Raw genomic sequence first — 14,598 nt, forward strand, 5'->3', positions numbered from 1 at the left:
CCAACTCGCGACACTATCTCTCCGACGCCTGATCAAACCGCGCTGCCAGAAAGTCAATCAGCTCGCGTACGGCAGGAATTAATCCGAGCCGCGAGGGAAACACCGCGTGAATGATGCCCGATCTCGGCGCCCAATCGGGGAGCAACTGTTGCAATGTGCCGTTAGCAATATCCTCTTTTAGCATCATCGTGGGCAGTTGAACGACACCCGCGCCAGCCGCCGCGGCCTGACGTAACGCAATCATGTCGTCGGTGACGAGGCGGGGCGTATGGCGAATTGCGGCCGCGACGCCCCCCGGCCCCTGAAGTTCCCAGATATGTTCCTGTTGAGGCGCCCCGAGATCGAGGCTGGGCAAACCACTCAGATCGGCGGGAACCACAGGCATCAAATATTGACGCGTCAAGGTTGGACTCGCCGCCAGACACCAAGTCCGATTCCCGAGTACTTTCATCACGAGGTCGCTGTCGGTGAGCGGCGGGAAACGAACCCGGATCGCAACGTCGATGCCTTCAGCAATGACGTCAACGCGTCGATTGGTGGCCTCGAGATGAACGACCACCTGCGGGTTGCGGAACATGAATTCGCCGATCATCGCGCCTACGGTGGTATGCAACAGCGCCACCGGGAACGTGAGTCGGACAACGCCGCGAACCTCAGAACGGGTGACGTCGATCGCTTCCTGCGCAGCCTCCGCCTCTATCAGCATCGCCTTGCAGTGCGCGTAATAGACGCGCCCGATCTCGGTGACAGTGAAATGACGCGTCGAGCGCTGGATCAGGCGAACCCCAAGCCGCTCCTCGAGCAACGCGATGCGGCGGCTCAGCTTCGACTTCGGTATCCCTCCGCCCGGCCGGCCGGGGCAAAGCCCTGATGCTCGACTACCCGGGCGAAAAAGAAAAGATCGTTGAGGTCATGTGGCATGCCGGACCCATCGTTCCATGTATGGGACACTGAAGGTACATCATGCCATCTACCGGCGCCAGCGTCCTGTAGCTAAGCTTCTGTTCATGGAATCACGGCCCACCGGCCTCGAACAGGAGTCAATCGTGAAGAAAATTCTTGGTGTTTACAGCAGCCGGCCACGCATTGGATTGGCGACGGCTTCCCGGTACGCACGCTGCTCTCCCACCACTCTTCGGGTCGGCACATCAGTCCATTTCTGATGCTCGACTACGCCGAACCGGCGCAGTTCACGCCGGCATCGCGTCCGCGTGGCGTGGGCCAGCATCCGCACCGCGGCTTCGAGACGGTGACCATCGTCTACCAGGGCGAACTCGAACACCGGGACTCGACCGGAAGTGGCGGCCTGATCGGCGCGGGAGACGTACAGTGGATGACGGCCGCCTCGGGCATCCTGCATGAGGAATTTCATTCCGAGGAATTCACTCGAACAGGCGGGACGCTGGAAATGGTGCAACTCTGGGTGAATTTGCCAGCGAAGGACAAGATGGCTGCCCCGGGATATCAGACTTTGCTCGACGCCAATATTCCGTCGGTGACGCTGCCTGACGGTGCGGGCACGGTCCGCGTGATCGCAGGTGACTTCGAGGGTCATCGTGGTCCAGCTCGGACGTTCACTTCGATCGACGTCTGGGACATGCGCCTGACCAAAGGCGGACTAACGGACCTGGTTGTTCCGGAAAACCGGACGCTGGCGATCGTCGTGCTGCACGGGTCGGTCACCATCAATGGCGATCAGGAGGTTCATGATGCACAAACGGCCATCCTCGGCAGGGAGGGTGTTGACTTCACGATAGAGGCGAACCGTGACTCCGTCGTCCTGGTTCTGAGCGGCGAGCCCATTGACGAACCCGTGGTGAGCTACGGGCCATTCGTGATGAACACAGCTGCGGAAATTCAGCAGGCGGCGCAGGACTTCAACAATGGCCGATTTGGCCGGATGCGAACGACGGAGCCTGGCTAACGCGGCGACACTCGTCCTCCTTTGCGGCAAGTAGAGCCACACAAACCGTGTGGCTCTACTCCATCATCGGACAAGCGTGCCTGCGTAGCAATTCCGATGACGCTCTTCAAGGCGCTACCGTAACTGGCTTGTCCCGTCCGCATGACGGCTTCGCCCGTCAACCCATCCAGCAGCGAAAGCGCGCCATTGGACGACGAGCACACGCGTCACTGAGATTCCGGGATCGCCCCGGAATGCACTGCAAGCAGTGTCCACCCGCTCTCCCCACGCTGCCATACGACAAGCGCGCGCGTGCTGAACGCTTTGAGCACTCCGCGCGTCTTCATTCGAATCGAAAGCTTGCCGAACACGAGCGCGACGTCGCGGCTGATCTCGATGCGGACGTCCGAACGATCGATTTGCTGGTAGTCCCACCCACCGGTACTCAATCCCTCGATATAGCTCGACTTCGTATCGACGACGCCGCTCGAATGCATGTAGATCAGTTTGTCGTCGAGCAGCCGTTCGAGCGTGCCGATGTCCTTGCCGAGCATCGCGGCATAGCGGCTGTCTTCGAGTTGCGTGATCCGCTCGGCTGGTTGGAGGTCCTCGTTCATACTTTTTAGCTCCGAAGCAAAAGGAATCAAACGGCGAGCCCGGCGAGTCCTGCGATCACCTTCACGCACGCGAGGTAGTCTTCATCGCCGAAGCCTGACGCCTCTGTGGCGACCATCAGTTGCTCGACTACCGCCCCGAGCAGCATCGGCACACTCAGTTCACGCGCGCCTTGGGAAATCAACTGAAGGTCCTTGCGCATCTGCGCCACGGTGAACGTCGGCGTGAAGTGGCGGCGCTGGAGTGCTTCGGCCTTGTAACGCAGGCCGTCCCGGCTTCGATGCAGCCCTTGGTGCAAAGCGTGTAGGCCTCGCAGAGACTCGCGACCAGCGTCGTGACCATCAGGTTGATGGCAAGCTTCATTGTGCGCGCCTGCTCCGCATCGCCGACGACGACAAGATTCGACGCGTAGGCGCCGACGATCGGCCGCGCTTGTTCGATCGCATCGTGGGCGCCGGAGAGGAACGTGGTCAGCGCTCCGTTGGCCGCCGCCGTCACCGACCCCGACACCGACACCGACACCGGGCCGCGCACGTAGCCGATCCCGCGCGCTTGCGCAATGTTCGCAATCGATGCGGACGCGCTCGCGGAAATGGTGCTCGTTTCGATGAGCAGCGCGCCTGCCCGAACGTGACTCAGCGCGCTCGTAACACCTGCGAGGAGTTGCAGCGCCGCTGCATCGTTCGGCAGCGACGTCAAGATCACGTCGGCTTGACCGGCGCTCTCCGGCGTGATCGCTACCACTTCCAGATCGTTCGCACGCGCGGCGTCACAGCGCTCGCGACTCATATCGGATACCTGCACGGTGTGCCCCGCCGCCGCGGCGCGGGCGGCCATCGGCTCGCCCATCTTTCCGTAGCCAATCCACAGGATGTTCATGATCGTCACGTTGATGTTGGGTTGCCGGCGACGCGGCTCGCGCCGCTCGCCAGATTGGGATTGCCGCGGCGCCATAGCCACGGATGGATTTCGACTCGCGAAAACAGTCCCGCTTGTGCATAGGGATCGGCCTTCATGAATGCATCGACAAGCGGCAACGAGTCAGCTTCGAGCACGAGCAACGAGCCGGCTTCGTTGCCGTCGGCATCGAGCCACGGTCCGGTCTGGAGCACGCGCACGCCGTCGGCGGCCGCGTCGAGATGCTCGCTATGCAGAGCCTTGGTCCGCGTGCGAAGGGCGCTGTTTCCGGGATGATCGGTCGCGAACACGACGAAGTACATGGCATCACTCGCTTTTGCTCAGGACAAAATCGTTGTCGAGTTCCCAGAATGCCCCTCGCGTGCCCCACTTCGCAGCGGCTTCCGGTGACTCGTTCAGCGTGAATTGCCGGATCAGCGAGGACTTCACCGCGAACACCACATCCGAATCGAGATAGGTATCCTCGGCATCGAACAGGTGTGTGGTCAACTTCTGGTAACCGGGCGCGCAGACCACGGCGTGCAGGTGCGCCGGCCGGAACGGATGACGCGCGGTGGCGCGCAGCAGTTCGCCGACCGGGCCATCGGTCGGGATCGGATAGGACGTCGGCCTGATGGTCTTGAGCAGGTATTCGCTGTTCTGCCTCGCGCGATACCAGCCGCGCAGGTTGTGTTCGGGCTGCGCCTTGTCCTGGATGTCGTACATGCCGTTCGCGTCGGTTTGCCAGATCTCGATGGTCGCGCCCGGCACCGGTTCGCCTTGCGGTCCGAGAACCCGGCCGTGAATCAGGAGGGGGACGTCGTCTCCGTCACGAAGCAGCACGGATTCGCCCCACTCCCGAGCGGGCGATTCAGGAACATAGAACGGACCGAGCACCGTCGATTCAGTCGCGCCCTCCGGCACGCCCGCGCTCACCATGTTGACGAGCGCCGACACACCGAGGTTGTCGGACAGGAGGATCATCTCCTGGCGCTTGTTGTCGCTGATCTGGCCGGTGCGGGTCAGGAACTCGATGCCCGCGAGCCACTCCGGTTCGGTCAGCCGTACGTCGCGGACGAACGCATGCAAAGCCGGATCAGCGAATGCATGATCGTGCGCAGACGGGGATCGGGTGTGTTGGCGTAGCGTTGCAGCACTACGTCGGTCATTTCGGCTTCGGTCATGTTTCTCATTGCGTCTCCGTGTTCAGTCAAAAGGTTGGTGTGGGCTGCGTCTTGGGCGCGAGGCGAAGGCGTTCGCTTCATGATGCGCCTGTCGCAAGGATTCGGTCGACCGCATGCTCGGCCACCATCAGCGTCGGAAGATTGGTGTTGGCACTCGGAATGACCGGCATGATCGACGCATCGACGACACTCAGGTTGCCGACGCCATAGACCCGGTACGACGCATCGACGACCGCCTTCGGATCGCTCTCTCGACCCATCGCGCAGGTTCCGACGGGATGGCCCATCGGAGCAATGGACGACAGCAGGTCGGCGTCCGACAACACCATGTCGCCGCGACGGTCGGCCAAGGGCTTTGCGCCCGCGAAGGCCTGCCCGAGCGCGAACCGGCGAAGCGGCCCCGGCGAGTTGAGTGTGACCTTGGCGCCCGCTGCGAGCAATGAACCGGCAAGGCCCGGGCGGTTGAACTGATTGAGCGCCATCCCAGGCGGCAGGAGAAGCGCCTCGCCATAGGTCGCCGCCACGCCGGGTTCCCGCAGGAACTGCTCCGCGAGCCGGGCACCCATGACCACGCGCGGCGCATCGCGCGGATCGTCGAGCATGCGGAAATCGACCCGGGGATTCGCATAGGCACTCGCGCTCGCGAGCGTGACGGCACCCACCGAAAATGGCGAATACAGCGCGGAGGCGACCATCGCAACGTCAGTACCGAACGAGCGCGGACTGACCCGTCCGAGCATGAAGAGAAGCAGGTCGCCGCTCGGGCATCCGGGCAAGCGCGACGACGCGCGCAGCCCTGCCACGGCGAATCGCCGCAGACGTGGCGCCAGCCGCTTGCCGCGCGGCAGCGTGAGCGCGAAGAACATGTACGAATGGTTCTGGAGATTGCGCCCGACGCCCCGCCGATCGACAACCGGCTCGATGCCGACGCGGCGCAGTTCGTCGGCTGGGCCGATTCCCGAGCGCATCAGGATCGCCGGCGAATGAATCGCGCCCGCGCAGAGAATCACGCGCCGGGCGCGCAGCGTGACGGCCTCGCCGTCGCGATCGGCCTCCACGCCCACCACCTTGCGCCCGTCGAAGCGAAGCGTCTTGACGTGGGTGTTCGGCATGATCGTCAGGTTCCTGCGTGCGCGCACCGCCGCCGTCAGGTAGCAGCGCGCGCTCGATGAGCGCACCTCCTCGTCGCGGCTGACCGGCATCGGGAAAAAGCCGTCGCCGGGGGTCTCGTTGATGTCGGCTACGTACGCAAAACGTCGCGTCGTGGCCGCCTCCTGCATGGCCGTAACGAAGTCGGGCCACTCCTCGCGGGGCGAACGGCGAACGGGATACGCGCCGCCCCGCGTGCCCGCGCCGCGTCGGTCGAAGTCGTCCTCGACCTTGTTGAAATACGGCACGACGTCATCCCAGGTGCAGCCTTCTGCGCCCGCCGCCGTCCAGCGCGCGTAATCCGACGGCATGCCCCTCAGCGCGAACATGCCCATGATGCTGGAGCCGCCTCCCATGATGCGCGCCTGCGGGTAAGGACGCGGCGCCTCGCCCGCGATCACCGTCGCTTCGAGCCCGGGCCAGAAATACGCCGGGTTCAGCGTGGAACTGGGGAAGGTGTCGTCGATGTCGGCCGGCGTGTTGCCCGGAGGTGTGTCCTCGCCCGCTTCGACCAGCAGCACTCGATGCCGGCCGTTTTCGGAGAGACGTGCCGCGAGCACCGCGCCCGCGCTGCCGCCTCCGACGATCAGATAATCCGGTTCCACGCTCGCTCCTCCATCGATGTGAATTCGCCGATGCATCCCGCAGTCACGATCCGCCTGCTCACTTGGCCTGATAGGGCGCGGGCGTAAAGCGCTCGCCCGGTTTCACGCCTGCCTTGGACAGCACGTAGTCTCTCGACCTCGTGAGCTCTTCGATGACGCGCCGCTCATCCACGCCGATCAGTTTCCCGTCGCGCTTCACCGCCCGGCCCGCCACCCAGACCGAGTCGACGAGCCCCGGATGCCCCGCGAGCACGACCGCGCCGACCGGGTTGTTCAGCGGCGCCATCTCGAGGTTGTCGGCGCGGATCATCACGATGTCGGCGTCCTTGCCGGGCGTGAGCGACCCGATCCTGTGGTCGAGCCGAAGCGCCTTTGCGCCGTTGATGGTCGCGATCTCGATCGCGTCCTGCGTATCGATGGGCAGCCGTTCTACCTCTTCACCATTTCGGTCGGCCCGGTCGTGCGCCCAGGCGCGCTCGAGCAGCAGCACCGTACGCATCACCTGGAACAGGTGGCCGCTGTTGCAGGTGGCGATGTCGATGCCGATCGTCGGGCGCATGCCCACCTTGAGCAGCCGTCCTGTGACGGGCCATCCGTGCCCCATCTGCAGTTCGATTTCCGGAGTCATCGACGCGGAGCAACCCGAGTCGGCCATCATCTGGAACTCGTCGTCCGCGAGCGAGTTGCAGTGCGAGCAGATCACGTCCTCGCCCAGCAGGCCCCGCTCCGCCAGCCACGCGACCGGGCGGCCCTTGCCCCATGCGCCATCGCCAACGTGCACGGAGATCAACGCATCCAGATCCCGCGCGAGCGCCCAGTCGTCCACCGTCACCGACCCGGTTGCGTATTGCGGCCCTCGCAGCGCCATGCCGAGTTGCACGAGATCGTCGGAAGCGGAGAAATGCTGCATCTTGACGCGCCTCACGTCTTCAGAGGTCGGCAGGTTGCTGACGGGCAGCCACTCCGCGTTCGAGTTTCCGTAGCACATCACGAAGCGGCCGTTCGATGCCTTCAGCGATTCCACGGCGGCGTCGGTGTGATCGGACGTGTTCATGTTGTGCGACCAGTCGAGCACGGTCGTCACGCCGCCGTTCAGCGCTTCATAGGCGCCCGCGAGCACACTTCCTGATGAAAACGCTTCCGCGTGTGCGAGCCGAGATGAGCCTTCACGTATTGGCCTACAACCTGAAGCGAGCAACGAGCATTCGAGGCACGCAGGCATTGATCGAGGCGATGAGGACGTGAAAGCGTGCAGCGTGCCGCGATAACTGAAAGAGGGGCGAAATTGCTCCTGTCGACCGCAGTTAACCGATAGCTCGCCGATTGATCGCGTTTGCCGGTAACTCGCCGATATGCTGCGACTGTTTTTACACAACCTCGACCCTGAACCGTCGTTCAACCCGTAGTGGGTTTTGCGGCAGCTTCCAAGGTGGAACGGCCGTTCGCTCGTACGCGCTCACCTTCCGGGCGCCGATTTCTGCCGACATCGAAGAGTGAGCGCTCGGGAGGCGGCGAAGAGTTGCTTCTCTGATGCTCAGCTCCTGCGAGTGGAAAAGGTTAGGCTGACCGTCAGCAGATGCGACCCTTCCTTCTCGTTGGGTCGTCAGCCCAGCCGATACACTTGACTCACAGTCCCTCCGAATAACGCCTTGCGCTCATCAGGACTTGCATGCGTAGTCAGCCGCTTGAACGCATTCCAGCCGTTGCTATACGGATAGGAACCCTTGTCGACCGGGAAGTTGCTCTCGAACATGCATCGGTCGGCGCCAAACGCATCGATGCACGTGTGCATCCACGGCTTCCAGGCCTCCGCTAGTTCCATCGACGATGGCGGCCGCTCGCCCTTGTCGAAGTCGAAGCCATTGATCCGCATCCCCAGGCCGCCGACCTTGACATGCACGTTCGGCAACTGCGCCAATGCACGCATGGAACGGGACCAATCGTCGAACACTTCCTTGCGCTTGTCCTCGTAGCTCGCGATGCGCACGACGCCGCCGCAATGATTGACGATGATCGGCACCTCCGGATTGGACTTCGCGAGATCGTACAGTTCGGAGAGCTGCGGAAAGAACAGCCACGCGTCGTAGGAGAGACCGAGCGCGCCGAGTTGCGCGACGCCTGCGCGATACGCGGGATCGAGCAGCAGTCCGCGAGGCGCGGCGGTGAGCGGATTGGCGAGGGTCGGATCGGCGTCCCAAGTCGCGAGATGGCGCACGCCGCGAAAACGGCCCTGCCCCGCCTGAAGATGCGCTTCGAGGACTTCGCGCACCGCCGCGCCGCGACGAAGATCCGCATATCCGACGATTCCCTTCGCAACCTGTGGCGCTGCGGGCGACAACGCCGCCGTCGCGCTCGCGACGTACGCCGTCTCTCCGACGGGCCGCAGTTCCACAGGACCGTCCTGCCGGTAGCGCGTCAGCGCCTGCATGTACACCGATGCTTTAATGTTGTGCCCGGACTGCGCATCCTGAAAATACTCGTTTAGCAGATACGTCCAGCCTGGGCGCTCGTAGAAGTGATGATGCGCGTCGATGATCGGCATCGCGGGTTCTAGAGCGGCTTCCGTTCCGGAGGCGAGCCACTCGGATCGAACGGGCAGATAGTTGCTGGTCGAAGTCATCTTGTGCGTCTCCTCCTTGACGATTCCTTGCGCAGCACAAATGGCCGGGATCGCGGGAACGGCGATCGACGCGGCGGCCGCGCCAAGGAGCCTGCGGCGTTTGGGCGAATGAAACGTCTTCATGCTCGTTCACCCCGGTTGAAAGCGTAGAGACTGAGCGTCAAGAGAGTCGTCACGCCCAGCACGACCGCCAGTCCGAGCATCCCCGCCGTGTAGGTGCCGAAACGGTCTTTCAGATACCCCACGAGATACGGTCCAGCGAAGCCGCCCAGCGCGCCGATCGAGTTGATCAAGGCGAGCCCACCGGCGGCTGCCTGACCGGACAGGAAACGAGCGGGCAGCGTATAGAAAATCGTGCGCCCCGCAATCGTGCCGACGAGCGCCACCGTGATGCCGACCATCGCGGGCAACAATTGATGGAAGTATGTCGAGACACCGAGCGCGACAGCGCCGATCAAGAAGCCCGCAGCGAGGTTGGCGATGTGTCCACCGCGACGGTCGACGCGCTTCGCCCACCACAGCAACGCGATCGTCGCAAAGAAGTACGGCACCGCGGAAAGCCAGCCGGTCTGCGTCACGCTCATTCCGTGGGCCTTGAGCATCTGCGGCAACCAGATGCCGATACCGTACGAGCCCATCGTGAAGCCGAACGAGATCATCGCGAGGATATAGACACGTACGTCCTTGAGCGCCGCACGAAAATCCTTCTTCTTCTGGCTAGCCGACCCTTCGCGGTCGAACGCACCCTGCAGGGCCTGGCGCTCCTCCGCTGAGAGCCATTTGGCATCGGCGGGTTTGTCGGCGAGCATCTTCAGCACGAGATAGCCGATGAAGCATGCCGGCAGTCCCTCGGCGATGAACATCCACTTCCACCCTGCGAGACCCAATACGCCGTCCATCTGAAGCAGCCAGCTCGACAACGGCCCGCCCACCAAGGATGACAAGGGTGTGGAGACGGTGAACCACGCCAGAACGCGAGTGCGGTAAGTGACCGGGAACCATATTGCGAGGAAGAAAATCACGCCCGGAAAGAACCCGGCTTCGCCGATGCCGAGCAGCAGCCGGATCGCATAGAAGCTGTTCGGTCCGACGGCGAACGCCGTTGCCGCTGCCATCAATCCCCAGGTGATCATGATGCGCGCCAGCCAGCGCCGAGCGCCGAAGCGGTAGAGCAAGAGATTGCTCGGCACCTCGCACAGGCAATAGCCCGCGAACATGATGCCCGCGCCCCAGCCGAACTGAGTGGCGGTCAAGCCGAGGTCGCGGTTCATCGTCAATGCGGCGAAGCCGACGCTCGTCCGGTCGAGATAGTTGAAGAAGTACGCGAGCGCGAGCAGCGGAATGAAGCGCCACGCCGCTTTCCTGACCGCCTGCTGTTCGAGGGTGGAATCGGCGGGCGTTTCAGCCGTCATGCCGGAGGATAGGGATGTCATAGTCGTCTCCATACGTCTCGCCGGGCAAGGCGACCGGATGCCGGTCGGCACGGCGGAGCGTTCAATTGCGATGCTTTCCGGCGTCAGGCGCTGGCAAGCTCATTGGGCGAAGGATTCGTCCGGTCGCCGGACTGCCAGTCCGTGCATCGGACGACACCGGCTTCGGTCAACTGCCTCAGCGCTTCAGGCGAGTAGCCAAGCTGTGACAGCAGTGCCTGCGTGTCCTGGCCGAGTGCGGGCGGGCCGGCGCGAAGGTTCAGACGCTCGCCAGCCAGCGTCAGCGGCAATAGCGCGGTACGCGTGGAGACCGATCGACCCGCGCCGCTGGCGTCGGGCGGTAGCGTCACGTCGGCCAGTCCGCCGGTCGCGAGCAGATGGGGATCGTCGAACAGATCCTGAGGCTTGGTGATCGGCGCGTACGGCAAGCCGATGCCCTCGAAGATCGCGCTGATCTCTGCGGCGCTGAAGGCTTCCATGTGCTTCCGAAGTCGGGGCAACAGCCACTCGCGGGCCTGCACGCGCTGATTGTTAGTCGCAATCCGCTCATCCGACTTCAGATCGGACAGACCGAATGCGTCGCAGAACAACCCCCATTGCGTATCCGAGACGACTGCGAGAAAGATTTGCTCGCCGTTCTTGACCGAAAACACGTCGTACACCGCCCACGCGGAAATCCGGCTCGGCATCGGCGCGGCGGGCTGGCCCGTCACGGCGAACTGCATCATGTGCTGGGCCACGAGGAACACGTTGTTTTCGAAGAGCGCGCTCTGCACTTCCTGACCGAAGCCCGTACGCTCGCGCTGGGCAAGCGCGGCCATCGCGCCGATGGCACCGAACATACCGCCCATGATGTCGTTGACGCTCGTTCCGGCACGCAGCGGACGCCCTTCGGGTCCGGTCATATAGGCGAGGCCGCCCATCATCTGCACCACTTCGTCCAGTGCGGTGCGATGGTCGTAGGGGCCGGGCAGAAAGCCCTTGTGCGAGACGTAGACGAGACGCGGGTTGAGCTTCGACAGCGCCGCGTATCCAAGACCGAGCTTGTCCATCGTGCCGCTCTTGAAGTTCTCGCTGAACACATCCGCGCTGGCGAGAAGCTTGTGCACGATCTCGATGCCGCGCGGGTCTTTCACGTCGACGGCGACGCTCTTCTTGTTACGGTTGAACGTGCCGAAGAAGCCCGCCCCCGAACCTCGCAACGCGCGTGTGCTGTCGCCGGCGATCGGCTCGACCTTGATGACTTCCGCGCCGAGGTCGGCCAGCACCATTCCGCAGGTCGGCCCCATCACCATGTGCGTCATCTCGACTACACGCATGCCGCTATACGGGAGGGAATGATTAGCTTGAACGTCGCTCATTGTGCAGCTCCCAACAAGCAGCCTTCGGGCTGCGGCGCACTCGGTACGCGGCCATCCGCGTAGTGGAACCCCTTCGGCACGCCGGCATCCGGAACATGTCCGTAAAGCGCTTCGCCCGGCAGCGCTTCGGCAAGGATCGCGCGTGCGGCGATGAGCGCATCGATGTCGATGCCGGTGTCGTAACCCATTGCTTCGAGCAGGAATGCGAGGTCTTCCGTGACGATATTGCCCGTCGCGCCCGGCGCGTACGGACAGCCGCCAAGGCCCGCCTGGCTCGAGTCGATGGTGGTGACGCCCGCTTCGAGTGCCGCGACGACGTTCGCCAACCCCTGACCACGTGTGTTATGAAAGTGCGCACCGCCGGCCTTGCCACCGAGTTCACTCTGCAAGCGGCGGAACAGGCGCCGGACCTGCGTCGGATTCGCGTAGCCGCTCGTATCCGACAGACCGACCTCGTCAACACCGCATTCAGCCATCGCGACGCACATGCGCAGCGTCTCTTCGTCGCTGACCGCGCCCGCGATCGTGCAGCCGAACGCCACCGACACGCCCGCTTCGATCTGCACGCCGGGGAACCGCGCGTCGCGCAAAGCGACGATCTCGCGCACCTCCTCGATCATCTGCGCGGTCGTCTTGCGAATGTTCGCCATCGAATGCTCGTTGGTCACCGATACCGGCAAGGTCACCTTGTGCACGCCTGCTTCGAACGCACGCTCGGAACCGTGCAGATTCGGCGCGAGCACGGCCACGTGAAGACCGGGGATTGTCAGCGCGTGAGCGACGACGTCATGAATGTCGGCCATTTGGGGAAGCAGCTTCGGCGGCACGAAGGAGCCGACTTCGATTTCTTTCAGCCCGGCAGCGGCCAACGCGGAAATCCAGCGCAGTTTGGCGGGCGTGGGCATGGCGGTTTTGATGCTCTGAAGGCCGTCGCGTGGACCGACCTCGCTGATTAATACCTTGGGAGGACAGGAAATGATCAAGATAGGCTCCTTATCAAACGTTCTATCTGAAAGAACTACGTTTTGTTGGATAGAACTATATGAATGAATTTGCGACAATAGAAGATGGGTAAACCCGTCATATCGCCATTTTTTAGAACTTGAGTTCTACGCAACAGAACGATATAGTGAGAGCACGACCACCATAGGGATCAAAGTGTCAGCCGAGACAAACGAAATGACGCCCGATGACCCCGGCGCCGTATCCGACAGTTCCAGTGGCGTCGCGGTCCTGGATCGCGTCTTCGCTATCCTCAATGCCTTCGGCCCGACGGATGACAGGCTGACCCTCGCCGAACTCTCGCGTCGCACCGATCTTTACAAGAGCACGGTCCTGCGTCTGCTGGGCGCACTGGAACACGGCGGGTTCGTGCGCAAGCTGAACGATGGCCAATACGCGATCGGACCTCAGCCGCTGCGTCTTGCGGCGCTCTATCAGCGGTCGTTCCAGGTCGGGCCCGTCATCGAGCCGCTGCTTCTGGAGTTGAGTCACGATTTAGGAGAGACCGCATCGCTATACGTGCGACAGGGCGACAAACGTCTCGTGCTCTATCGCGTGGAACCCGCGCGGGCCGTGCGGGTGTCGATTCGAATCGGCGAGGAATTTCCGGTCGATAAAGGTGCTTCGGGCAAGGTGCTGCTTGCCTTCACCGACAGTCAGGACCCGCGCTGGAAAGATGTTCGCGAACGACTATGGGCGGTTTCGCATGGCGAGCGGGATCCGGAAACGGCATCGGTGTCGGTGCCGGTGTTCGGGGCAACCGGGGAACTGGTCGGAGCACTTACGCTATCGGGGCCGAAGGCCAGGTTCGATATGGCATCGACGATCAGCGTGGCGCTCACTTCCTTGCTCAATTGCGCCAAGCGCGCGACCCTAGCGCTTGGCGGCTCCGGTGCACGATTCGATGCAAGCATCACGAGAACCGGAATGGAGGGTTTTCTGCCCGAAGATTAAGAGGGCATACCAAACTTAAGTTGAATGACGCGGGGTGACCGCGTGCGTGCCGTCTGGATCTGTCGCAATAACGCGTCGGGTATCATGTGCCGTGCCAATACGAACGATCGGACGCTTGATGAAGACTTTGAATCCTGCTGTGGTGCGGGTGCTCAAGCGTTTGCATTATCCGCTCGATGTGATTCTGACTTGCGTGCGCTGGTATGTGGCCTACCCGCTGAGCCTTCGACACCTTGAAGAGATGATGGCGGAGCGCGGTATCTCGGTTGACCATTCAACTGTGCACCGCTGGGCCATTAAGGTGTTGCGGGTTCTGGAGAAGGTGTTCCGTCGCCACAAGCGTGCCGTGGGCCGGAGCTGGCGAATGGATGAAACGTATATCAAGGTCCGAGGCCAGCGGAAGTATTTGTATCGCGCAGTCGATAAGGAGGGCAATACGGTCGATTTTCTGCTGCGTGCCCATCGTGACAAGGCCGCGGCGCGGCGGTACTTCGAAAAGTCAATCGACCAAAACGGCGAGCCCGAGACGGTGACAATCGATAAAAGCGGTGCGAACCTGGCCGCGCTGGATGCTCTCAACGCTGAGCGAGAAACACCGATTAAGATTCGCCAGAACAAGTATTTGAACAACGTTGTAGAGCAAGACCATCGGGCGATCAAGCAACGCACGCGGCCCATGTTGGGCTTCAAGAATTTTCGTTGTGCCCGCATCCTGTTGAGCGGCATCGAACTGATCCACCTGATCGCCAAGGGCCAAATGGAGGACCGTGGCACCGCATGCACTCATGCCGAACAGTTTTACTCGAGAGTGCCGAGTTCTTGCGCCTTTCTCACGGTCTCATCTTGGCGTTCGTGAGCGCCGATCCAGTTCTCGGTAA

General features: G+C 62.7%; 14 protein-coding genes and 2 pseudogenes. 3 read left to right on the forward strand and 13 right to left on the reverse strand.

What is annotated here, in order from left to right; translation table 11 throughout:
* Window positions 1–13 precede the first annotated feature (13 nt).
* Window positions 14–921: pseudogene (locus AWB81_RS28170) on the reverse strand (LysR family transcriptional regulator).
* Window positions 922–1,046: 125 nt separating this feature from the next.
* Here AWB81_RS28170 and AWB81_RS28175 point away from each other — a divergent pair.
* Window positions 1,047–1,924, forward strand: a pseudogene (locus AWB81_RS28175) (pirin family protein).
* Window positions 1,925–2,130: 206 nt separating this feature from the next.
* Here AWB81_RS28175 and AWB81_RS28180 read toward each other — a convergent pair.
* The 12 genes from AWB81_RS28180 to AWB81_RS28230 form a co-directional block, all read right to left on the reverse strand.
* A complete protein-coding gene (locus tag AWB81_RS28180; protein ID WP_062639807.1) occupies window positions 2,131–2,520 on the reverse strand; it encodes a nuclear transport factor 2 family protein in 390 nt (129 codons plus the stop codon).
* A gap of 26 nt (window positions 2,521–2,546) precedes the next feature.
* Entirely contained in the window at window positions 2,547–2,816 is a 270-nt protein-coding gene (locus AWB81_RS28185) for an NAD-binding protein (RefSeq protein ID WP_159938949.1), read from the reverse strand.
* Entirely contained in the window at window positions 2,699–3,472 is a 774-nt protein-coding gene (locus AWB81_RS28190; protein WP_087135240.1) for an NAD(P)-binding domain-containing protein, read from the reverse strand. The genes AWB81_RS28185 and AWB81_RS28190 overlap by 118 nt, the downstream gene beginning before the upstream one ends.
* Window positions 3,403–3,738, reverse strand: coding sequence for a YciI family protein (locus tag AWB81_RS28195; RefSeq protein ID WP_062639809.1), 336 nt, complete (start codon window positions 3,736–3,738; stop codon window positions 3,403–3,405). Before AWB81_RS28195 ends, AWB81_RS28190 begins: the two co-directional genes overlap by 70 nt.
* 4 nt (window positions 3,739–3,742) lie before the next feature.
* Window positions 3,743–4,504 carry a dioxygenase family protein gene (locus AWB81_RS28200; protein WP_235025939.1) on the reverse strand — a complete coding sequence of 254 codons (762 nt, stop codon included), beginning with the start codon at window positions 4,502–4,504 and terminating at the stop codon, window positions 3,743–3,745.
* On the reverse strand, window positions 4,474–4,608 hold the full coding sequence (locus tag AWB81_RS48365; RefSeq protein WP_268811767.1) for a hypothetical protein: 135 nt from the start codon (window positions 4,606–4,608) through the stop codon (window positions 4,474–4,476). Before AWB81_RS48365 ends, AWB81_RS28200 begins: the two co-directional genes overlap by 31 nt.
* A gap of 68 nt (window positions 4,609–4,676) precedes the next feature.
* A complete protein-coding gene (locus AWB81_RS28205; RefSeq protein WP_087135241.1) occupies window positions 4,677–6,353 on the reverse strand; it encodes a GMC family oxidoreductase in 1,677 nt (558 codons plus the stop codon).
* A gap of 58 nt (window positions 6,354–6,411) precedes the next feature.
* A complete protein-coding gene (locus tag AWB81_RS28210) occupies window positions 6,412–7,473 on the reverse strand; it encodes an amidohydrolase family protein (RefSeq protein ID WP_062639811.1) in 1,062 nt (353 codons plus the stop codon).
* 483 nt (window positions 7,474–7,956) lie between these two features.
* On the reverse strand, window positions 7,957–9,096 hold the full coding sequence (locus AWB81_RS28215) for an amidohydrolase family protein (protein WP_062639812.1): 1,140 nt from the start codon (window positions 9,094–9,096) through the stop codon (window positions 7,957–7,959).
* Window positions 9,093–10,406, reverse strand: coding sequence for an MFS transporter (locus tag AWB81_RS28220; RefSeq protein WP_062639813.1), 1,314 nt, complete (start codon window positions 10,404–10,406; stop codon window positions 9,093–9,095). The genes AWB81_RS28215 and AWB81_RS28220 overlap by 4 nt, the downstream gene beginning before the upstream one ends.
* Before the next feature lie 83 nt (window positions 10,407–10,489).
* Window positions 10,490–11,764 (reverse strand): CaiB/BaiF CoA transferase family protein, encoded by a 1,275-nt coding sequence (locus AWB81_RS28225; RefSeq protein ID WP_062639814.1) that lies wholly within the window; start codon window positions 11,762–11,764, stop codon window positions 10,490–10,492.
* Window positions 11,761–12,747: a hydroxymethylglutaryl-CoA lyase gene (locus AWB81_RS28230; RefSeq protein ID WP_374730520.1), complete on the reverse strand. Its 987-nt coding sequence runs from the start codon at window positions 12,745–12,747 to the stop codon at window positions 11,761–11,763. Before AWB81_RS28230 ends, AWB81_RS28225 begins: the two co-directional genes overlap by 4 nt.
* A gap of 196 nt (window positions 12,748–12,943) precedes the next feature.
* Here AWB81_RS28230 and AWB81_RS28235 point away from each other — a divergent pair, with 196 nt between their 5' ends.
* The gene (locus AWB81_RS28235; protein WP_062639815.1) at window positions 12,944–13,720 is read left to right on the forward strand and encodes an IclR family transcriptional regulator; all 777 of its coding nucleotides are present in this window, start codon (window positions 12,944–12,946) and stop codon (window positions 13,718–13,720) included.
* Between the two features lie 118 nt (window positions 13,721–13,838).
* Window positions 13,839–14,576, forward strand: coding sequence for an IS6 family transposase (locus AWB81_RS28240; RefSeq protein WP_062639816.1), 738 nt, complete (start codon window positions 13,839–13,841; stop codon window positions 14,574–14,576).
* Window positions 14,577–14,598: the final 22 nt, after the last annotated feature.

It is taken from the genome of Caballeronia arationis, from assembly GCF_001544975.2.
Lineage (GTDB): Bacteria > Pseudomonadota > Gammaproteobacteria > Burkholderiales > Burkholderiaceae > Caballeronia > Caballeronia arationis.

Bases quoted from the DNA above. Each gene is read 5' to 3' on its own strand.
- AWB81_RS28180 (WP_062639807.1), bottom strand. From the start codon at position 2,520: ATGAACGAGGACCTCCAACCAGCCGAGCGGATCACGCAACTCGAAGAC.
- AWB81_RS28190 (WP_087135240.1), bottom strand. From the start codon at position 3,472: ATGGCGCCGCGGCAATCCCAATCTGGCGAGCGGCGCGAGCCGCGTCGC.
- AWB81_RS28195 (WP_062639809.1), bottom strand. From the start codon at position 3,738: ATGTACTTCGTCGTGTTCGCGACCGATCATCCCGGAAACAGCGCCCTT.
- AWB81_RS48365 (WP_268811767.1), bottom strand. From the start codon at position 4,608: ATGAGAAACATGACCGAAGCCGAAATGACCGACGTAGTGCTGCAACGC.
- AWB81_RS28215 (WP_062639812.1), bottom strand. From the start codon at position 9,096: ATGAAGACGTTTCATTCGCCCAAACGCCGCAGGCTCCTTGGCGCGGCC.
- AWB81_RS28220 (WP_062639813.1), bottom strand. From the start codon at position 10,406: ATGACATCCCTATCCTCCGGCATGACGGCTGAAACGCCCGCCGATTCC.
- AWB81_RS28225 (WP_062639814.1), bottom strand. From the start codon at position 11,764: ATGAGCGACGTTCAAGCTAATCATTCCCTCCCGTATAGCGGCATGCGT.
- AWB81_RS28235 (WP_062639815.1), top strand. From the start codon at position 12,944: ATGACGCCCGATGACCCCGGCGCCGTATCCGACAGTTCCAGTGGCGTC.
- AWB81_RS28240 (WP_062639816.1), top strand. From the start codon at position 13,839: ATGAAGACTTTGAATCCTGCTGTGGTGCGGGTGCTCAAGCGTTTGCAT.